The sequence below is a fragment of the Melaminivora jejuensis genome (assembly GCF_017811175.1).
GTDB lineage: Bacteria > Pseudomonadota > Gammaproteobacteria > Burkholderiales > Burkholderiaceae_C > Melaminivora > Melaminivora jejuensis.
The window spans coordinates 3,182,076-3,201,235 of record NZ_JACWIJ010000002.1 but is presented as its reverse complement, the minus strand read 5'-3'; the positions used below and the strand labels follow the sequence as shown (position 1 = coordinate 3,201,235).

15 protein-coding genes and 2 pseudogenes are annotated in these 19,160 nt (G+C 66.1%); 9 read left to right on the top strand and 8 right to left on the bottom strand.

From position 1 onward, the window contains the following. Positions 1–30: 30 nt before the first annotated feature. Positions 31–165: a 50S ribosomal protein L34 gene (gene rpmH, locus IDM45_RS14990; protein ID WP_005798102.1), complete on the bottom strand. Its 135-nt coding sequence runs from the start codon at positions 163–165 to the stop codon at positions 31–33. A gap of 316 nt (positions 166–481) precedes the next feature. Between rpmH and dnaA the strand changes: the two genes are divergently transcribed. From dnaA to gyrB, 3 genes are all read left to right on the top strand, one after another. Continuing rightward, positions 482–1,903, top strand: a complete 1,422-nt coding sequence (gene dnaA, locus IDM45_RS14985) for a chromosomal replication initiator protein DnaA (RefSeq protein ID WP_209423557.1) — start codon at positions 482–484, stop codon at positions 1,901–1,903. A gap of 127 nt (positions 1,904–2,030) precedes the next feature. Then, complete coding sequence (dnaN, locus tag IDM45_RS14980; RefSeq protein ID WP_209423556.1) at positions 2,031–3,137, top strand: DNA polymerase III subunit beta; 1,107 nt, start codon at positions 2,031–2,033, stop codon at positions 3,135–3,137. Between the two features lie 128 nt (positions 3,138–3,265). Further along, a complete protein-coding gene (gyrB, locus tag IDM45_RS14975; protein WP_209423555.1) occupies positions 3,266–5,893 on the top strand; it encodes a DNA topoisomerase (ATP-hydrolyzing) subunit B in 2,628 nt (875 codons plus the stop codon). Positions 5,894–5,992: 99 nt separating this feature from the next. Here gyrB and IDM45_RS14970 read toward each other — a convergent pair whose 3' ends face one another. The 4 genes and pseudogenes from IDM45_RS14970 to IDM45_RS14955 all read right to left on the bottom strand — a co-directional run. Next, positions 5,993–6,424 carry a hypothetical protein gene (locus IDM45_RS14970; protein ID WP_209423554.1) on the bottom strand — a complete coding sequence of 144 codons (432 nt, stop codon included), beginning with the start codon at positions 6,422–6,424 and terminating at the stop codon, positions 5,993–5,995. Next, the gene (locus IDM45_RS14965; protein WP_209423553.1) at positions 6,412–6,993 is read right to left on the bottom strand and encodes a type II toxin-antitoxin system MqsA family antitoxin; all 582 of its coding nucleotides are present in this window, start codon (positions 6,991–6,993) and stop codon (positions 6,412–6,414) included. Before IDM45_RS14965 ends, IDM45_RS14970 begins: the two co-directional genes overlap by 13 nt. Positions 6,994–7,005: 12 nt before the next feature. Then, positions 7,006–7,419, bottom strand: a complete 414-nt coding sequence (locus IDM45_RS14960; RefSeq protein ID WP_209423552.1) for a hypothetical protein — start codon at positions 7,417–7,419, stop codon at positions 7,006–7,008. Between the two features lie 48 nt (positions 7,420–7,467). Next, positions 7,468–7,875, bottom strand: a pseudogene (locus IDM45_RS14955) (hypothetical protein); the annotation flags it as partial. Between the two features lie 172 nt (positions 7,876–8,047). Here IDM45_RS14955 and IDM45_RS14950 point away from each other — a divergent pair. Further along, a pseudogene (locus tag IDM45_RS14950) lies at positions 8,048–8,679 on the top strand (DUF938 domain-containing protein). A 161-nt stretch (positions 8,680–8,840) separates the two neighbouring features. Here the strand turns inward: IDM45_RS14950 and IDM45_RS14945 are convergent. Continuing rightward, positions 8,841–10,211 carry a Fic family protein gene (locus tag IDM45_RS14945; RefSeq protein ID WP_209423550.1) on the bottom strand — a complete coding sequence of 457 codons (1,371 nt, stop codon included), beginning with the start codon at positions 10,209–10,211 and terminating at the stop codon, positions 8,841–8,843. 213 nt (positions 10,212–10,424) lie between these two features. Here IDM45_RS14945 and IDM45_RS14940 point away from each other — a divergent pair, with 213 nt between their 5' ends. Next, complete coding sequence (locus IDM45_RS14940; protein WP_209423549.1) at positions 10,425–12,080, top strand: acyl-CoA dehydrogenase family protein; 1,656 nt, start codon at positions 10,425–10,427, stop codon at positions 12,078–12,080. Between the two features lie 30 nt (positions 12,081–12,110). On the opposite strand, the gene IDM45_RS14935 is transcribed toward IDM45_RS14940, so the two are convergent. Together IDM45_RS14935 and IDM45_RS14930 are read right to left on the bottom strand one after the other, a co-directional pair. Continuing rightward, the gene (locus IDM45_RS14935; RefSeq protein ID WP_209423548.1) at positions 12,111–12,419 is read right to left on the bottom strand and encodes a flagellar basal body protein; all 309 of its coding nucleotides are present in this window, start codon (positions 12,417–12,419) and stop codon (positions 12,111–12,113) included. Between the two features lie 46 nt (positions 12,420–12,465). Then, positions 12,466–13,434 (bottom strand): LysR family transcriptional regulator, encoded by a 969-nt coding sequence (locus tag IDM45_RS14930; RefSeq protein WP_209423547.1) that lies wholly within the window; start codon positions 13,432–13,434, stop codon positions 12,466–12,468. A gap of 195 nt (positions 13,435–13,629) precedes the next feature. On the opposite strand from IDM45_RS14930, the gene IDM45_RS14925 reads away from it, so the two are divergent. From IDM45_RS14925 to IDM45_RS14910, 4 genes are all read left to right on the top strand, one after another. Further along, positions 13,630–13,851 (top strand): hypothetical protein, encoded by a 222-nt coding sequence (locus IDM45_RS14925; protein WP_209423546.1) that lies wholly within the window; start codon positions 13,630–13,632, stop codon positions 13,849–13,851. Between the two features lie 16 nt (positions 13,852–13,867). Next, entirely contained in the window at positions 13,868–14,857 is a 990-nt protein-coding gene (locus tag IDM45_RS14920; RefSeq protein WP_232653798.1) for a DUF6976 family protein, read from the top strand. A gap of 202 nt (positions 14,858–15,059) precedes the next feature. Beyond that, positions 15,060–16,430: an omega-aminotransferase AptA gene (gene aptA / locus IDM45_RS14915; RefSeq protein WP_209423545.1), complete on the top strand. Its 1,371-nt coding sequence runs from the start codon at positions 15,060–15,062 to the stop codon at positions 16,428–16,430. A 263-nt stretch (positions 16,431–16,693) separates the two neighbouring features. After that, positions 16,694–19,000 (top strand): NADP-dependent malic enzyme, encoded by a 2,307-nt coding sequence (locus IDM45_RS14910; protein WP_209423544.1) that lies wholly within the window; start codon positions 16,694–16,696, stop codon positions 18,998–19,000. Positions 19,001–19,160: the final 160 nt, after the last annotated feature.

Here is a 19,160-nt window from a genome sequence, read left to right as displayed (position 1 = left end):
CGGCAGTCACCGGAGCAGCGCGCTGCGGCCTCAGACGGCCAGGCGCTTGCGGCCCTTGGCGCGGCGGGCGTTGATCACGGCGCGGCCACCGCGCGTCTTCATGCGCACCAAAAAGCCATGGGTGCGGGCGCGGCGGGTCTTGGAGGGCTGGTAAGTACGTTTCATGATGTTCTCTATCCTTGAAGGGGTTCAGTGAAGAATGCGGTGACCGGGCGAGACGCGGGCGGGGCGCAGCGCCCCATGCACCACTGTAGGCAGCAGCCCTCCGAGGAAACCGGAAAAAACCGCGCGCGCAAAGTCTGGCTGCCCTGAACGCTTTTCAGGGAAACCGGCGATTATTGCAGCCCAACTGGCCGCTGGCAATGCCCGTCGGCACTCCAGGTGCTTTCTCCAGCGGCGGAAAACTTGTGGATAACTTATTGACAAGCTAGAATCCCGCGTTTCTTGCGCGTTCCTCTATCCACAACTACAACCCATTTCGATGCCCGAGGAACCTTTGCCTTCCCACGACGATTTCGACGCTGCCAACGCCGGCCAGGGCCTGTGGCAGGCTTGCGCCGAGCTGCTGGCACAAGAGCTGCCCGAGCAGCAGTTCAACACCTGGATCAAGCCGCTCGCGGCCCAGGTCGCCCCCGATTTCTCCAAGGTCACGCTGCTGGTGGCCAACCGCTTCAAGCTCGACTGGATCCGCGCCCAGTACGCCGGCCGCATCACCGCCTTGCTGCAGGATTTGTATGGCCAGCCGGTCACGGTCGAGTTGGCGCTCGCTCAGCGCGAGAGCGTTGTGCGCACTTATGTACGCCCGCCAGCGCCGCAGACCCTGACGCCGCTGGATGCCCCCGCCGCCGCCCCGGCCAGCGAGGACGGCAGCCAGGGCGGTTTCCGCTCGCGCCTGAACCCGGCATTGACCTTCGAGACCCTGGTCGAGGGCACGGCCAACCGCATGGCGCGCTCGGCGGCCATGCACGTCGCCGGCTCGCCCGGCCACCTGTACAACCCGCTGTTCATCTACGGCGGCGTCGGCCTGGGCAAGACGCACCTGGTACACGCCGTGGGCAACCAGCTGCTGGCCGACCGGCCCGATGCGAAAGTTCTCTACATCCACGCCGAGCAGTTCGTCTCGGATGTGGTCAAGTCGTATCAAAGGCGCACTTTCGACGACTTCAAGGCGCGCTACCACTCGCTCGATCTGCTGCTCATCGACGACGTGCAGTTCTTCGCCAACAAAGATCGCACGCAAGAGGAGTTCTTCAACGCCTTCGAGGCGCTGCTGGCCAAGAAGAGCCACATCGTGATGACCTCGGACACGTATCCGAAGGGCCTGGCCAACATCCACGAGCGCCTGGTCTCGCGCTTCGACTCCGGCCTGACCGTGGCCATCGAGCCGCCCGAGCTGGAAATGCGCGTGGCGATCCTGATCAACAAATCACGTAGCGAAGGCTCGGAGATGCCCGAGGAAGTGGCCTTCTTCGTCGCCAAGAACGTGCGCTCCAACGTGCGCGAGCTTGAAGGCGCACTGCGCAAGATCCTGGCGTATTCGCGCTTCAATCAGAAAGAGGTGTCGATCCAGCTGGCGCGCGAGGCACTGCGCGATCTGCTGTCGATCCAGAATCGCCAGATCAGCGTCGAAAACATCCAGAAGACGGTAGCCGATTACTACAAGATCAAGGTCGCCGACATGTACAGCAAGAAGCGCCCGGCCAGCATCGCCCGCCCGCGCCAGATCGCCATGTACCTGGCCAAGGAGCTGACGCAAAAAAGCCTGCCCGAGATCGGCGAGTTGTTCGGCGGGCGCGACCACACCACGGTGCTGCACGCCGTGCGCAAGATCGGCGCCGAGCGCCTGCAGCTGACCGAGCTAAACCAGCAGCTGCACGTGCTGGAGCAAACGCTCAAGGGCTGAGCCGACATGCCTTGCGCCCCCGAGGTTCACAGGCAAAATGGCGTGTTGCCCGGCGCCAACACCGGCCTGGCTGGCGCATCCCCCGCACACCTCCCTTCCTCCCAAGGTTTCTCCCAAGGTTGACCTCATGCAAGTCCTGAAGGCCCCCCAAGACAAGGTTCTGGCCGTTTTGCAAGCGGTGTCCGGCATCGTCGAGCGCCGCCACACGCTGCCCATCCTGGCCAACGTGCTGATCAAGAAAAGCGGCAACGCGCTGCAGCTCACCACCAGCGACCTGGAAATCCAGATCCGCACCACGGCGGAGCTGGGCGGCGAGGCCGGCGACTTCAGCACCACGGTGGGCGCGCGCAAGCTGATCGACATCCTGAAGACCATGCCCGCAGACCAGACCGTGAGCCTGGAGAGCAGCCAGAACAAGCTGATTCTCAAGGGCGGCAAGAGCCGCTTCACGCTCACCAGCCTGCCCGCCGAGGATTTCCCGCTGGTGCAGGAGGCGGCCAGCTTCGGGCCGGCCTTCAGCGTGCCGCAGAAGGTGCTGAAAAGCCTGATGCACCAGGTCTCGTTCGCCATGGCGGTGCAGGACATCCGCTACTACCTCAACGGCATCCTGTTCGTTGCCGAGGGCAGCACCCTCTCCCTGGTGGCCACCGACGGCCACCGCCTGGCGTTCGCCAGCAGCCAGCTCGAAGTCGAGGTGCCCAAGCAGGAGGTCATCCTGCCCAGGAAGACCGTGCTGGAGCTGCAGCGCCTGCTGTCGGATGCCGACGGTGCCATCGAGGTGCAGTTCGCCAGCAACCAGGCGCGCTTCACCTTCGGAGGCATGGAATTCGTCACCAAGCTGGTCGAGGGCAAGTTCCCGGACTACAACCGCGTCATCCCGCGCAACCACCCGCACCGCATCACCCTGGGGCGCGCGCCGCTGCTGGCCAGCCTGCAGCGCACGGCCATCATGACCAGCGAGAAGTTCAAGGGCGTGCGCCTGAACATCGAGCCGGGCAGCTTGCGCGTGTCCAGCAACAACGCCGAGCAGGAAGAGGCCGTCGATGAGCTGGACATCGACTACGGCGCCACGCCCATCGAGATCGGCTTCAACGTCACTTACCTGATCGACGCGCTGGCCAACATGAGCCAGGACATGGTCAACATCGACCTGCAAGATGGCAACAGCTCGGTGCTGATGTCCATCCCCGGCAACGACGGCTTCAAGTACGTCGTCATGCCGATGCGGATTTGACGCCGCAGCCGTGGCGCTGCGTCTGCGCTGCCTTCGACATGTCTGCGTGGCCGCCCATTTTTGCTTCTTTTTTGATAGCTGTTTACGCTTGCTGGACAAGCGTTTGCAGCCTTTTTGGCTGAATATTCATGACCGCAGAGCACACGCAGCCCGCCCCTGATGAGCCGGTTTTCGGCGCTGATGAGACACCGCCGACCGCCGTGGCCGCCACGGGCGAGGGCTATGGCGAAGGCGCCATCCAGATCCTGGAAGGGCTGGAGGCCGTCAGAAAGCGGCCCGGCATGTACATCGGCGACACCAGCGATGGCACCGGCTTGCACCACCTGGTCTTCGAGGTCGTGGACAACTCCATCGACGAGGCGCTGGCCGGCTATTGCGACGACATCCTGGTCACCATCCACACCGACAACTCGATCAGCGTGCTGGACAACGGGCGCGGCATTCCCACCGGCGTCAAGCTCGACGACAAGCACGAGCCCAAGCGCTCGGCCGCCGAGATCGCCCTGACCGAGCTGCACGCCGGCGGCAAGTTCAACCAAAACAGCTACAAGGTCTCGGGCGGCCTGCACGGCGTGGGCGTGTCCTGCGTCAATGCGCTGTCCAAGACGCTGCGCCTGACGGTGCGCCGCGACGGCCAGACGCACCAGCTCGATTTTTCGCGTGGCTTCGTGCAAAACCGCGTCATCGAGCTGGTGGACGGCGAGGAGACCTCGCCCATGAAGATCGTCGGCCCGACGGAAAAGCGCGGCACCGAGGTGCGCTTCCTGCCCGACACGGACATCTTCAAGGAAAACAGCGACTTCCACTACGAGATCCTGGCCAAGCGGCTGCGCGAACTCTCGTTCCTGAACAACGGCGTGCGCATCCGCCTGGTCGATGAGCGCACTGGCAAGGAGGACGACTTTGCCGGCAGCGGCGGCGTCAAGGGCTTCGTCGAATTCATCAACGGCAGCAAGAAAGTGCTGCACCCGACCACGTTCTACGCCACCGGCAGCCGCCCGGCGGAAACCTACGGCGGCATTCCCGGCACCGAGATCGGCGTCGAAGTGGCCATGCAGTGGAACGACGGCTACAACGAGCAAGTCCTATGCTTCACCAACAACATCCCGCAACGCGACGGCGGCACGCACCTGACGGGCCTGCGCGCGGCCATGACGCGGGTGATCGGCAAATACATCGCCGACCATGAGCTGGCCAAGAAGGCCAAGGTGGAAGTCTCGGGCGACGACATGCGCGAAGGCCTGTGCGCCGTGCTCTCGGTCAAGGTGCCCGAGCCGAAATTCAGCAGCCAGACCAAGGACAAGCTGGTATCCAGCGAGGTGCGCGCGCCGGTCGAGGACATCGTGGCGCGCACGCTCGCCGAGTATCTGGAGGAGCGCCCGCAGGACGCAAAAATCCTGTGCGGCAAGATCGTCGAGGCGGCGCGCGCGCGCGAGGCGGCGCGCAAGGCGCGCGAGATGACGCGCAGAAAGGGCGTGCTCGACGGCATGGGCCTGCCCGGCAAGCTGGCCGACTGCCAGGAAAAAGACCCGGCGCTGTGCGAGATCTACATCGTCGAGGGCGACAGCGCCGGCGGCAGCGCCAAGCAGGGACGCGACCGCAAGTTCCAGGCCATCCTGCCGCTGCGCGGCAAGATCCTGAACGTGGAGAAGGCGCGCTACGAAAAGCTCCTGTCCAGCCAGGAAATCATCACCCTGATCACGGCACTGGGCACCGGCATCGGCAAGACCAGCGAGGATGAGTTCAGCGGCAATGGCCGGGGCAAGAGCGGCGCCGACGACTTCGATATCGCCCGGCTGCGCTACCACCGCATCATCATCATGACCGACGCCGACGTGGACGGCGCACACATCCGCACCCTGCTGCTGACCTTCTTCTACCGCCAGATGCCGGAACTGGTCGAGCGCGGCCACATCTACATTGCCCAGCCGCCGCTGTACAAGGTCAAGAACGGCAAGGAGGAGCTGTACCTCAAGGACGCCGCCGCGCTGGATCAATTCCTGCTGCGCGTGGCGCTCAAGGATGCCGCCGTTCACACCGGTGGCGAAACCGGGCGCACCATTGCCGGCGACGAGCTGGCGGAACTCGCGCGCACGCACCAGCGCGCCGAGCACATCATCGAGCGCCTGTCGGCCTTCATGGATCAGGAGGCGCTGCGCGCCATCGCCGATGGCGTGGTCATCGAGCTGGACGACGTGGCACAGGCCCAGGCCAGCGCGCAGCGCCTGCAGGAATGGCTGCGCAGCAGTGGCAGCGCCGGCGTGCCGGCCGAGGTCGCGGGCGAGTTCGATGCACGCAGCGACAAGCCGGTGCTGCGCATTAGCCGCCACCACCACGGCAACGTGAAAAGCAGTCTGATCACGCAGGACTTCGTCGCCGGCGCCGATTACGCCGCGCTGGCCGAGGCCGCGCACAGCTTTGCCGGCCTGATGGTCGAGGGCGCGCGCGTCACGCGCGGCGAGGGCGAGCGCCAGCGCGAGGAGAAGGCGGGCGACTTCCGCGCCGCCATGCAGTGGCTGATCCGCGAGGCCGAGCGCACCACCAGCCGCCAGCGCTACAAGGGCCTGGGCGAAATGAACCCCGAGCAGCTGTGGGAGACGACGATGGATCCGGAAGTGCGCCGCCTGCTGCGCGTGCAGATTGACGATGCCATCGAGGCGGATCGGGTGTTCACCATGCTGATGGGGGATGAGGTGGAGCCGCGGCGCGACTTCATCGAGGCGAATGCCTTGCGGGCGGTGAACGTGGACGTGTAAACGTTTACCTGCCGCATCCAACAGAACGGGCCAGCAAGACACACTTGCTGGCCCGTTTCTTTGACGGATCATGCGCGCGGCAAGCGCCGGCACCCTGCATCAGTGGTAGGGCAAGCCCAGTGGCAATTCGCGCGCGTCCAGCCCCATGGCCTGGAGCTCACGGCGCAGATGCGTCATGGCCAAGGGAAAGGCCTGTGCGACCAGGGCATATTGGTAGTCGTGGTCATCCAGCAGCGGCGCGACGGCATCCTCTGTCACGCCCGCCGGGTAGTAAAACCGCGCTTCGTACTCGCCGCTGTAGCGGGCGACGTCGCTGGCATCGTTTTGGTTGGTGGCCAGGGTCTCCAGCTTGACCTTCACGCCCACCATCAGCGGCGCCCCTTCAATCTCGGGAACGGCCAAGCCAAACTCGATCTCCTGCTGGAAATCCAGTCGCATCGCGACGCCAGTGTCTTCGCCCCGGTTGTCACCCTGGCAGGCGAGCACACGAAAGCTGCGAAGCACCGGGCGATGAACGGTCAACGCGGACATGAAACGGCTCCTTGGTCAAACCTGCGGAATTCCCGGGGGCGGTAGTGCGGGTCAGGCGCACCGGGATGCACTGGCACCCTTTTGAACGCCACCACGTTTGCAGCAGCCTGCATGCTGGAACGCACGCTTGCACGCTGCTGGGTGAACTCGGCCTGCAGGCCCTTTTCTTCCACCAGTGCCCAGAATGCCTCGGGGCTGCGGCGCACCAGGCGCAGCAAGGTGTCCATCGCCTCGGACTGGGCCACATCGTCGTTTTCGTATTTGCTGAACGCCACCGGGCCGCCGCCAAACAGCTGGGCGGCCTGCGCCTGGGTGAGCCGGTATTGCCTGCGCAGCGCCGTGATTTCGTCGCCCGTCAGCAAACCGTCGATCTGCTTGCGGAACGCCATCACGATGCGCTTGTTCAGCTTGGACTCCGCCATGCCCGCGTAGTCCGACGTGCAGGTGTCGCACTGCTGGTAGTGCATGGGCAGCAGGGCCTTGGCGCCTTTGTATTCCGTCTCCACCGCACGGGTGAGCGCGGTGACGTGGCCCTCGCCGCAAATGGCGCACAGCGCCTTGTTTTCCATGTCGGCTCTCCTTCAAGACAGGTGGCACGACACCAGCAACAGCAGTTGCCCCTTCTTGCCCACCGCAAACTTCACAAAATATTCAACGCCCATCTCCTTGCCCGCGGTGGCCACCCATTCCACACGGCGCAGCGCATAGGCGTCACAGGCGGCCCACGCCTTCTGACCATTGACACACCACTCGGAATCCCGGTAGTCGTCAGGACGCAGGTGCCCCAAGAGGTCGGCGACTGCTTCGAGGTCGCCCGCGAACAGGTCGTACACCGTCTTGCCGCAACGGCCAGTCCAGATGTTCAACGCTCTCGCCGCCGCTAGCCTGTGAACCCGAGCCAACTCGTACAAGGGTCCGCCAGCGATCTTGACGCGCCCCTGCCCATCGGCAGGTGGATTCAGACTGTACTCCGAGACGACGATCATTTTTACCATCATGGTAATTTATAGAGGGTGGCTGGATCTGTCACGCCACAGCAGTCAGAGCGACAAATGGATCTCGTAGCTCTTGTCCACCTGCTTGGTGGTCTTGCGCACGGCCAAGTCCACATCCTCCACCGTCGGCTGGCCCTGGGCGATGGCCTGCACGGTGCGGTTGATGGCGATCAACTGGTAGTAGCGCGGCGTCTTGCTGGGCGCGTAGTCGCTGGCGGCGATCAGCTGCTCGGGCGCCGTCCAGTCTTTCCAGGCGCAGTAGCGGGCCCACAGCTGCGCGGGCGAGGGCAGCTCATCGGCGCTGAGCGTGCGCTCCAGCACGGCTAGGGGCAGGCTGGGCTTGTGCAGCAACACATGGCCGGCGCGCAGGATGAAAGCCTTGTCGCGCTGCAGCGCGGGCGTGATGAAGCGGTCGCAGATGTCGGTTGCGCTGAGCTGGCGGATACCGGCGGTCATGGCGCCCCTCCCTGGTGTTGTATTTGAGAGAACCCACGCAGAGTCAACGCCTGGCAGCGCGGCGCGGATCTCCATGTCTTGTATTGGAAGGCGAAGCATAGACTTGGCCGCCCGCCGCGCATCGCACCACACGCCGAACCAAGGCTGGCTTGCAGCCAACAACCTTTGTCCCATGCCCGCCATTCAGCCACCCGACCTGCCCTTCTCCCAGGCCTGCGAAAACAACCAGGCGCCCATCCTTTCCGTTCTCGCGCAGGCGTTCGCCGACCGCCGCCGGGTGCTGGAGATCGGCTCCGGCACGGGCCAGCACGGGGCGTACTTCGCGCCACGCCTGCCGCACCTCATCTGGCAGACCAGCGACCTGAGCGAGAACCACGCCGGCATCCGCGCCTGGCAGGCCCATCGCCCCGCGCCCAATCTGCTGCCGCCCTGCTGCTGGATCTGCGCACCAGTGACTGGCCCGAGGGTGCCTTCGATGCGGTGTTCACCAGCAACACCGCGCACATCGTGGCGTGGCCGCTGGTGCAGCGCTTGATGGCTTTGGTGGGCGCACATTTGCCTTCGGGCGGCGTGCTGGCGATGTACGGGCCCTTCAATTACGCAGGCACGTTCACCAGCGACAGCAACCGCGATTTTGATGCCTGGCTGCGTTCGCGTGATCCCGCAAGTGGCCTGCGCGATGTCGAGGACATCGTGGCCCTGGCCTTGCAGCATGGCCTGGGGCTGGAGGGCGATCATGCAATGCCCGCCAACAACCGGCTGCTGATCTTTCGCCGCGACGTGGCTGGGCGATCCAGGCGCTGATCGAGTGGTGCTGATCGGAGGTCAGCAAGGAGTGTTCTTGGCGCGCGTGGCGCGGCGGTGGATGCGCGCTGGCGCAAGCTGCTATTGGGCCAGATAAGACTGATGCCATGTTGGCAGCCGTCATCACCGCTGCGCTCATCGCGCCGAGGCTCGCGAACGCATCACCGATGCCGCCCGGCATCTATCCATCGCTGTGTCATGCCCCTTGCGAGGTTGTAGCGGGCGCAGTTGTGCTGCTCCAGGTGGTCGAGTTCGGTATGCGCGATGCGGCGTAGCGCCGCGCGGTCAGCGGCGTCGACCTGCACCTCGGCGAGGGCGGCCTCCAGCGTCTGGCCATGGAAGACCACGAACTGCATCAGCTCGTTCAAGGTCTGCCGGTATTGGGTACGAACCGGGTCTGGCACTGCCAGGGAGGCGCGCAGCACGCTGTACTTTTGAATCGAGCGGCGGTAGATGAACTCGAACAAGTCCACCGCCGCCGCCACGTTGCGCTGCTCGTAGACACCCAGCATCGCGGTCGCGTAGTCCGCGCGCTCCACGTCCAGAAAGGACAGCGGCGCGCAGTTGTAGAGCATGAGCGGCAGGTTGGCGCTCAGCCGGCTCGTGCGTTTGTTGCCGTCCGAAAAAGGCTGCAGATAGGCCAGGTTGACCCACAGAAAGAAGGCAGCCTCAACCGGATTGCGAATGTCTCGGGCCTTGGCGACGATGGCGTTCAGCGCCTCTTCAAGGAGCAGGGGGATGCTGCTCGGGCTGTAGACAGAACCGTCGATATTCACCACGCGCCAGCGGATGCTGCCGATGTCGCGTGCGTCTCGCAGCAGGTCTCGCATCAGCTTGGCTTGCAGGTCGACGATGACGGGCACGGTGATGCCCTCGGTCGGCACCGCATCGACCATGAATTCGATTGCGCTCTTGTGATTGAGCAACATCAGCGTGTCCTCATCGAGCGGGCCGGCTTGTTGACCAAGTTCGAAGAGCTCCTTGGTGTCGAGCAGGCTCTTGTTGTTGCCTTCCAGGTGCGATGACGACCAGGACAGATCGATGAGCAACTGCTCGAGCACTTCGCGCGCATAGGTTCCGGCAGGTTGCTGGCCCTGGCTGCGGCCCGCCTGGTACAGGTCAGCGGCAAGCTGCGGCGGCAGCAAGCTGGACTGGTTCGGGATGTAGCCGCCCACGAAGCTGCTGTCATAGCCCACGGGCGTGCGGGCGCCCAGGGGAGCGAGCAGCGCCTCGACGAGGGGCTGTGCAGTGGCCGACCACTGAAAGGCGCCAGGCCTGGCCGGCGACGGAGAAGCCGGCGGCAGTGCGCCCAGCGCGGCCTCGGCGGCTGCGGTGGCCCGGTATCGGGTCGAGCGGCCATCCCCCTGCTTCTGTAGAAAGCCGGCGGCCAGAAGCTCGCGCAAGTCCCGGTTGATGGTGGCCCGGGAGACTTGAAGAGCACGCTCCAGCGCGCTCGGCGCAACGGACTCTCCCGCTGCGAGGACTTGGCGCAGCAACGCGCCATGGCGCGCGGGCAAAGTACGAGGCGTCATGGTTTCAGTCTTCTCAATCTGGTCAACTTGGTCAAGTGATGAGAATAAGAGGAAATCTTGTCGGAAAGAAAGCTGCGCGACAAGATTATTGAGAAGATTGCACCCCGGTGACAAGAAAATTCGCAGGCACGGATGCACCCATGCGGTCACCTACACTGGCGAGCGCTGGCCCCAGGGCTGGCTTTTTTGCAGCAACGGCGCGGGAGACTCACCATGAACTGGCACACGCACGAGGTTTTCAACCAATACCCTGAACTTACGGACTACGACCTGCTGGCCACCGACGCTGCCCTGGGCGAAGCCCTGCAGCGCGGCGGCGCCGGCTGGGCCAAGGAGCCATTGGGCGCCTATGCGCGCCGGCTGGGCAGCAGCGAGACGTACCAGCTCGCTGCCGACGCCAACCGGCATACGCCGGTGCTGCACAGCTTCGACAGCCGGGGCCGGCGCATCGACCGGGTCGAGTTCCACCCCAGCTGGCACCGCCTGATGGAGATGTACCGGGGCGAGGGCCTGATCTCCCTGCCCTTTGCTGATGAGCGCGCGGGCCGCTGGACGGCCTGGGCGGCGGGTTTTTATCTACACGGCCAGATCGAGCAGGGCACGCTGTGCCCGGCGACCATGACGCAGGCCTGCATCCCGCTGCTGCAAAAGGAGGACGGCCTGTGGCAACAACTGGCCGACAAGCTGCTCAGCCCGGCCTACGACGAGCGCGACGTGCCCGCTGCCGACAAGGCCAGCATCTGGGTCGGCATGGGCATGACGGAAAAACAGGGCGGCTCGGACGTGCGTGCCAACACCACCGTGGCCACGCCGATCACCGGCGGCGGGCGCGGAGCTGAGTACCAGTTGCGCGGCCACAAGTGGTTCTTCTCGGCGCCCATGTGCGACGCGCATCTGGTGGTGGCACGCACCGGCGAGGGCGGGCCGTTCGCGTGTTTTTACGTGCCGCGCTGGCGTCCGGACGGCAGCAAGAATACGGTCAACGTCCAGCGCCTCAAGGACAAGGTCGGCAATCGCAGCAACTCCAGCAGCGAGGTCGAGTTCCAGGACGCCTGGGGCATCCTGATGGGCGAGGAAGGCCGGGGCATCCCGACCATCATCGAGATGGCCACCTATACGCGGCTCAATTGCGTGGTCGGCAGCGCCGCCATCCTGCGCCAGGCCACGGTGCAGGCCATCAGCTATGCACGCCAGCGCAGCGCCTTCGGCAAGCGGCTGGCCGAGCAGCCTTTGATGCGCGCCGTGCTGGCCGACCTGGCGCTGGAGAGCGAGGCTGCGCTGGCGCTGTCCATGCGGCTGGCGGCAGCCTTCGAGCACGACGATGCGGCCTCGCGCGCCTGGAGCCGCATGATGACGCCGGCGGCCAAGTTCTGGGTCTGCAAGCGTGGCGTGGAGCTCACCGGCGAGGCCATGGAGGTGCTGGGCGGCAATGGCTATGTGCTGGACGGCATCGCGGGCCGGCTGTTCCTGGAGTCGCCCGTCAACTCCATCTGGGAAGGCTCGGGCAACGTCATGTGCCTGGACGTGCTGCGTGCCTTCGGCCGCGAGCCGCAGGCCGCGCAGGCGCTGCTGGCCAAGCTTGCCCCCATCGCCAGCGGCGAGCCGCGCCTGGCCGCCGCGCTGGCGCAGGTGCAGGCGCTGCTGGCCTTGCCGCCGGGCGATCTGGAGGCGCTGGGCCGCGTGTTGGCGCAGCAACTGGTGCTGCTGGCGCAGGGCTGCCTGCTGCGCCAGCAGGCACCGGCCTTTGTTGCCGATGCCTTCATCGCCACCCGGCTGGGCGAGGCCGGCAGCGGCGCCCGTGTGGTGGGCGCCATCGACACGCGCGGCCTGGACGTGGACGCCATCTTGCAGCGTGCGCTGCCGGCCTGAGCACGCACTCTTGCAAGGCGCGGTGCGCGCTCAGGCGCGCACGTCCAGCAGCGCGCCCGCCATGTCCTGCGCCGTGCGCAGCACCAGCACATTGGCCTTAAAGGCGTAGCTGGCGGCAATCTGCTCGACAACCTCGCCCTCCAGCGCCACCCCATCCGCCGGCTGCGCGGCCTGGGTGCTGTGCGCCAGCACCCCGCCCTGCTCCGGCGCCGCCTGCAGCTCGACCTGCTGGCGCCGAAAGGCCGGCGTCTGCATGTTGGCGATGTTGTGCGCGCTGGCGTGCAGGCGCAGTTGCGCGGCTTGCAGGCCCGAGGATGCGGTGGTGGCGATGCTGGTCATGCCCTGGATTATCGGCAGGATGCCAGCGCAGTGAACCAGGCCCGCCCTAGCAGGCGTGCGCCTGCACCAGGCATTCCTGGAACAGTTGCGCCGCGCGCGAAGCATGCGGCGGGCGGCGCATGACGCTGACGAAGCGGCACTGGTAACGGAATTCCTGCGGGCGCACGGCCTGCAGCCGGCCCTGGCGCTCCAGGCTCTCGGCGTAGTGGTCGGGCAGGAAGCCCAGGAAGCACCCGGACAGCACCAACGTGGCGATCGCCTCCTGGTCAAAGCCCGTGGCGCTGCGCGCCAGCTGCGCGCGGTGGCTCAGCTCCATGTTGGGCGAGTGGTAGCCCAGGCCGGCAAACGGATGGCCGCGCAGCGCCTGCCAGCTCAGCGCATCGTGCGCCGCACCGAACAGCGGATGGCCCGCGCCGCAGTACAGCAGCATGGTTTCGCCGAACAGATCGGCATAGGCCAGGCTTTGCGAACTGCGGTGCGCCGGGATGATGCCGACCTGGAAGCTGCCATCGATCACGCCGCGCTCGATGGCGTTGATGCTGGCCACGTGCATCTGCAGCTGCACATGCGGCGCCTGCCGGGTGAAGCGGGCGATGGCGGCGTCGATGTGTGCCTGCGGGTTGCTGGCCGTCTTGTCGAACACCGCCACCGCCAACTGCCCGCCCATGCGCGCGTGGATGTCATCGACGCTGGCCAGAAAGCCGCGCACCGAGGCCAGCAGGCGCAGCGTCTCCTCATACACGCGCTGGCCTTCGGGCGTCAATGCAAAGCCGGCGCGGCCACGCCGACACAGGGTCAGGCCCAGGCGGGTTTCCAGATCCTTGATGTGGCGGCTCACGGTGCTGGTGCCGATGTTCAGCTCCAGCTCGGCCGCCGCCATGCCGCCGCACTCGACCACGGCCTTGAAGACCTGCAGCAGACGCAGATCCATGTCGGACAGCTGGCCCAGAACGGCGCGCGGGCGGGGGGTGGACGGGGGACGGGGCGAGACAGGATCTTTGGGGTGCTGGGCCATGGTCATCTTGCTGCGTGCAACGCTTGGCGGCGCACTGTTGCGCCGGCAGGACTCCAGTGTTGCAGGAAGGGACAGCACCAGCCCGGTCTGGTGCGCCCACCGGCGCCGATGCGCTGGCACGCAACTTGCGGCTATCCAGCCATACCCGGGTGTTTCGCCCTCTCTGCGTGGCTTGCCGCGAAAGGTTGTTTCCGTATGACCAGCTCCCTTCCTCCTGCATCCGCCCCGTGCTGGCAAAGCCTGGCCACCGGCGGGATGCAGCGTCTGCAGACCCCGCTGCTGGCCGCCCAGCTGCTGGCCAAGCGGGTCGAGCGCTCGAATGCCCCGATCGCCACCAAGGCGGCGGAAATCCGCTCCTTCTTCGTCAAGTACGAGCGTCTGCTGGCAGACGAAATCGCCCAGCTGGGCCGCCTTTGATCCAGGAGCCAAGACCATGATGAACCAGTTGATGCGCGTGCAGGACGCCGCCCAGTGGATCCGCGAGGGCCGGCCCCTGTCCATCGCCGGGGCCGAGGCGGTGCTGCGCCAGTTGCCCGCCGGCCCCTGGATCGGCGGCACCATCCCCTATCTGTCGGCCCAGGGCCGGGCCACGGTGGTGACCGAGGGCAGCGTCTTCGTCACCGACCTGTCGCAGATCGGCCAGGTCACGCTGGCCTGCTACGGCCCCGATGCCCTGGCCGGCATCACCGGGGCCACGGCGGACAACGGCTTTGCCCTGGCCATCCTGCCGGCTGGCAGCAGCGCCCACGCCCGCTTCGCCCAGGAGGCCGACAGCTACCCGGATGCGTTTTCCAAGCCCATCGTCGGCTGGGTGGCCGGCGTCCATCTGGACGAACTGGGGCGCGCCACCCCCAAGGTCTTCGACGGGCGCAGCGGCCAGGCCTACGAGGACGCCGCCGTGGTGGCCCACGTGCGCGTGCCGGACGAGCAGCTGGTCACCGTGGAGATCGTCAACATCTTCGAGCCCGATGCGGGCGAAGTGCTGCACTTCGACACCCTGGGCTTCGAGGTCGGCGAGTGCCGCGTGGCCGGGCGCCGCGTCAATCTGGCGCACTACCTGCACGAGCGCGGCGCAGCCGACGGCAGGCTGCCCCTGGTCGGGGACTTCGCCGGTGCGCACGTCAACGTCTCGTTCCAGGGCATCGATGCGGCGGCGGGCCGGGTCACGCTGTATGCACCGGTCTTTCCGGGTGTGGACTACCGCCTGGCGCGCCCGGTGGACAACTACGCCCAGGCGTTTCGCCAGCGCCTGGCCGGGTTCGACGCCGACGGCGTGGTCTTTTCCTGCAACTGCATCCTGAACTTCGTCTTTGGCGAACTGGAAAACCAGACCCTGGGCGGCGCAGTGGAAGGGCCGTTCACCTTTGGTGAGATCGGCTACCAGTTGCTCAACCAGACCATGGTGGTGGTACGGCTTCAGTGAATCATTCAAAAAATATAGCTATCAGCGCTTGCTGTACAAGGGTTTGATCCGAAAAACACCATAATTTTTTACAGACTGGGCTTGCTTGCACAAATTGCCAAGTGAACGTGGACATTTGTGACTTCATGAATTTATTGCCCAGCGCCACAATGGCTGCTTCGTCCCGTTTCTTCCCTTTTTCAGCCCCTGCCAGGAGAGCGCCATGACCTTTGCCGTGATCGACGACCAGCCCGCTGCCAGCGCCGCCAGCGCCCCGCGCATGGACGCCGCCTGGCTGGATGCCCACTGGATGCCGTTCACCGGCAACCGCGACTTCAAGGCGCGCCCGCGCATGGTGGTCGCGGGCGAGGGCGCCTACTACACCGACGCCGAGGGCCGCAAGATCTTCGACGGCCTGTCCGGCCTGTGGTGCTCGGGCCTGGGGCACGGGCGGCGCGACATCGCCCAGGCTATCGGCCAGGCCGCCGCGACGCTGGACTATTGCCCCGCCTTCCAGTTCGGCCACCCGGCCTCGTTCGAGCTGGCCAACCGTATCAAGGCACTGACGCCCGAGGGTCTGGACTATGTGTTCTTCACCTCATCAGGCTCGGAGGCCGCCGACACCTCGCTGAAGATGGCGCGCGCCTACTGGCGCGCCCGTGGCCAGGCCAGCAAGACGCGCCTGATCGGGCGCGAGAAGGGCTATCACGGCGTGAACTTCGGCGGCGTCTCGGTGGGCGGCATGGTCGGCAACCGCAAGACCTTCGGCCAGGGCGTCGAGGCCGACCACATCCCGCACACCCAGCCGCCGCTGGGTTCGTTCCAGCACGGTATGCCGGACACCGATGGCCGGGCGCTGGCGGACAGGCTGCTGGACGTCATCGCCCTGCACGACGCCAGCAACATCGCCGCCGTGATCGTCGAGCCGTTCTCCGGCTCGGCGGGCGTGGTCATCCCCCCGCAGGGCTACCTGCAGCGCCTGCGCGAGATCTGCACGCAGCACGGCATCTTGCTGATCTTCGACGAGGTCATCACCGGCTTTGGCCGCGCCGGCGGCTGGACGGGCGCCGAGGTCTTCGGCGTCACGCCGGACATCATGAACTTCGCCAAGCAGGTCACCAACGGCGCCCAGCCGCTGGGCGGCTGCGTGGCCAGCCGTGACATCTACGACACCTTCATGGCCGCCGGCGGGCCGCCGTACATGCTGGAGTTCCCGCACGGCTACACCTACTCGGCGCACCCGGTGGCCTGCGCCGCCGGCAACGTGGTGCTGGATGTGCTGCAAAAGGAGGACATGCCGGCGCGCGTCAAGGCGCTGGCGCCGATGTTCGAGCGCGCCGTACATGGCCTCAAGGGAGCGAAACACGTGCTGGACATCCGCAACTACGGCCTGGCCGCCGGCTTCACCATCGAGGCCCTGCCCGGCGAGCCGGCGCGCCGGCCCTATGAAGTTGCCATGAAGTGCTGGGACAAGGGTTTTTACGTGCGCTACGGCGGCGACACCATCCAGCTGGCGCCGCCCTTCATCAGCACAGAAAGCGAACTCGAACGCCTGGTCAGCGCACTGGGCGATGCGCTGCACGAGACGGCCTGATGAGCGCCTGACGCCCACCCGGCGCTTTGACATTTTGATAGCTGCCAGCGCTTGCCAGTCAAGCGTTTGGCGGCTTTTTTAGTGTCAATCCAAAAAGCTGGCGGCGCAGATGCCGCGATTGCGTCCACGCCGATCACAACTGTTTCACTGGCCCGGGGCGGCAGACCCTGCGTCCTACAATCGACTCCCCTCATGCACAGCTGACGGGGCGCAAGGGCTCCCACGGCGCCGCGTCGGCACGCTTTCCCTGCTGGAGACTCCTGATGCCCGACCAAACGGCCACGACCGCCGACAAACGCGCCCTGCTGCGCCGCGCAGCCCTCGAATACCACGAGTTTCCCCAGCCCGGCAAGATCGCCATCGCCGCCACCAAGCAGATGAGCAACCAGCACGACCTGGCGCTGGCCTACTCGCCCGGCGTGGCCGCGCCCTGCGAGGAGATCGTCAAGGATCCGGCGGCGGCGTTTCGCTACACCGCGCGCGGCAACCTGGTCGGCGTAGTCACCAACGGCACGGCCGTGCTCGGCCTGGGCGACATCGGCCCGCTGGCCGGCAAGCCGGTCATGGAAGGCAAGGGGGTGCTGTTCAAGAAGTTCTCGGGCATCGACGTCTTCGACATCGAGATCGACGAAAAAGACCCGGACAAGCTGATCGAGATCATCGCCGCGCTGGAGCCGACCTTCGGCGGCATCAACCTGGAAGACATCAAGGCGCCGGACTGCTTCTACATCGAGCGCCGCTTGCGCGAGCGCATGAAGATCCCGGTCTTCCACGACGATCAGCACGGCACGGCCATCGTGGTCGGCGCGGCCATCCTGAACGGCCTGAAAGTCGCCGGCAAGGACATCGGCGAGGTCAAGCTGGTGGCCTCGGGCGCCGGCGCCGCCGCCCTGGCCTGCCTGAACCTGCTGGTCAAGCTGGGCCTGCCGCGCAGCAACATCTGGGTGACCGACATCGCCGGCGTGGTCTATCAGGGCCGGCCCGAGCTGATGGACGAGGACAAGACACAGTTCGCCCAGGACACTGAGCTGCGCGCGCTGTCGCAGGTCATCGAGGATGCCGACATCTTCCTGGGCCTGTCTGCCGGCGGCGTGCTGAAAAAGGACATGGTGGCCAAGATGGCCGCCAACCCGCTGATCTTCGCCCTGGCCAATCCCAACCCCGAGATCGCCCCCGAGGACGTGCAGGAAGTGCGCAGCGACGCCATCATCGCCACCGGCCGCACCGACTACCCCAACCAGGTCAACAACGTCCTGTGCTTTCCCTACATCTTCCGCGGCGCGCTGGACTGCGGCGCGACCACCATCACCACGCAGATGGAGATCGCCGCCGTCCATGCCATCGCCGAACTCGCCCAGGCCGAGCAAAGCGAGGTGGTGGCTGCGGCCTATGCCGGCGAGCCGCTGGCGTTCGGGCGTGAATACCTGATTCCCAAGCCGTTCGACCCGCGCCTGATGATGAAGATCGCGCCGGCGGTGGCGCAGGCGGCGCACGAGTCGGGCGTGGCCCAGCGCCCGATCGCCGACATGGACGCTTACCGCGACCACCTGCAGACCTTCGTCTATGCGTCGGGCAACATCATGAAGCCCATCTTCATGGCGGCTAAGCAGGCCGGGGCCAAGCGCGTGGCGTTCTCCGAAGGCGAGGAGGAGCGCATCTTGCGCGCCGCGCAGATCGTGGTGGACGAGCGCATCGCCCGGCCCACGCTGATCGGGCGGCCGGCCATCATCGCCCAGCGCATCGAGAAATTCGGCCTGCGCCTCAAGGAGGGCGTGGACTATGACGTGGTCAACGTGGAAAACGACCACCGCTACCGCGACTTCTGGCAGACCTACCACCGCCTGACCGAGAGGAAGGGCATCACCATCCCGATCGCCAAGATCGAGCTGCGCCGTCGCCTGACGCTGATCGGCTCCATGCTGCTGCACAAGGGCGAGGTGGACGGCCTGATCGTCGGCACCTGGGGCACGACGGCGCACCACCTGCAGTACATCGACCAAGTCATCGGCAAGCGCGCTGGCGCCAAGACCTACGCCGCCATGAACGCGCTGCTGCTGCCGGGCCGCCAGGTCTTCATCGTGGACACGCACGTCAACTACGACCCCACGCCCGAGCAGCTGGCCGAAATCACCGTCATGGCCGCCGAGGAGATCATGCGCTTTGGCATCCGTCCCAAGGCGGCCCTGCTGAGCCACTCCAACTTCGGCTCCAGCAACCACGACAGCGCCGTCAAGATGCGCCAGACGCTCGCGCTCTTGCGCGAGCAGGCGCCCTGGCTGGAGGTGGACGGCGAGATGCACGGCGACGTGGCGCTCGACGAGAAGGAGCGCCTGGAGCTGATGCCGCACGGCACGCTGGCGGGCAGCGCCAACTTGCTGGTCATGCCCAACATCGACGCGGCCAACATCTCCTACAACCTGCTCAAGACCGCTGCCGGCGGCGGCATCGCCATCGGCCCCATGCTGCTGGGCGTGGGCGCGCCGGTGCAGGTGCTGACCCCCAGCGCCACCGTGCGGCGCATCGTCAACATGACGGCGCTCACCGTGGCCGACGCCAACACCGTGCGCTGACTTGCGGCGCCGGCACACGCTCGGGAGACCCTCGGAGCCAGCCGGCAAAGGGCGTACAGACAACAGGCATCTGCCCGAAATCCGGGCAGATGCTTGCCTTTGTGCGCCATTTTTGCCACACTTGCGCGTCGAAATTTCGGGTTAACCCGAAGTTTTTGAA

Bases quoted from the DNA above. Each gene is read 5' to 3' on its own strand.
- rpmH (WP_005798102.1), bottom strand. From the start codon at position 165: ATGAAACGTACTTACCAGCCCTCCAAGACCCGCCGCGCCCGCACCCAT.
- dnaA (WP_209423557.1), top strand. From the start codon at position 482: ATGCCCGAGGAACCTTTGCCTTCCCACGACGATTTCGACGCTGCCAAC.
- dnaN (WP_209423556.1), top strand. From the start codon at position 2,031: ATGCAAGTCCTGAAGGCCCCCCAAGACAAGGTTCTGGCCGTTTTGCAA.
- gyrB (WP_209423555.1), top strand. From the start codon at position 3,266: ATGACCGCAGAGCACACGCAGCCCGCCCCTGATGAGCCGGTTTTCGGC.
- IDM45_RS14970 (WP_209423554.1), bottom strand. From the start codon at position 6,424: ATGTCCGCGTTGACCGTTCATCGCCCGGTGCTTCGCAGCTTTCGTGTG.
- IDM45_RS14965 (WP_209423553.1), bottom strand. From the start codon at position 6,993: ATGGAAAACAAGGCGCTGTGCGCCATTTGCGGCGAGGGCCACGTCACC.
- IDM45_RS14960 (WP_209423552.1), bottom strand. From the start codon at position 7,419: ATGGTAAAAATGATCGTCGTCTCGGAGTACAGTCTGAATCCACCTGCC.
- IDM45_RS14945 (WP_209423550.1), bottom strand. From the start codon at position 10,211: ATGACGCCTCGTACTTTGCCCGCGCGCCATGGCGCGTTGCTGCGCCAA.
- IDM45_RS14940 (WP_209423549.1), top strand. From the start codon at position 10,425: ATGAACTGGCACACGCACGAGGTTTTCAACCAATACCCTGAACTTACG.
- IDM45_RS14935 (WP_209423548.1), bottom strand. From the start codon at position 12,419: ATGACCAGCATCGCCACCACCGCATCCTCGGGCCTGCAAGCCGCGCAA.
- IDM45_RS14930 (WP_209423547.1), bottom strand. From the start codon at position 13,434: ATGGCCCAGCACCCCAAAGATCCTGTCTCGCCCCGTCCCCCGTCCACC.
- IDM45_RS14925 (WP_209423546.1), top strand. From the start codon at position 13,630: ATGACCAGCTCCCTTCCTCCTGCATCCGCCCCGTGCTGGCAAAGCCTG.
- IDM45_RS14920 (WP_232653798.1), top strand. From the start codon at position 13,868: ATGATGAACCAGTTGATGCGCGTGCAGGACGCCGCCCAGTGGATCCGC.
- aptA (WP_209423545.1), top strand. From the start codon at position 15,060: ATGACCTTTGCCGTGATCGACGACCAGCCCGCTGCCAGCGCCGCCAGC.
- IDM45_RS14910 (WP_209423544.1), top strand. From the start codon at position 16,694: ATGCCCGACCAAACGGCCACGACCGCCGACAAACGCGCCCTGCTGCGC.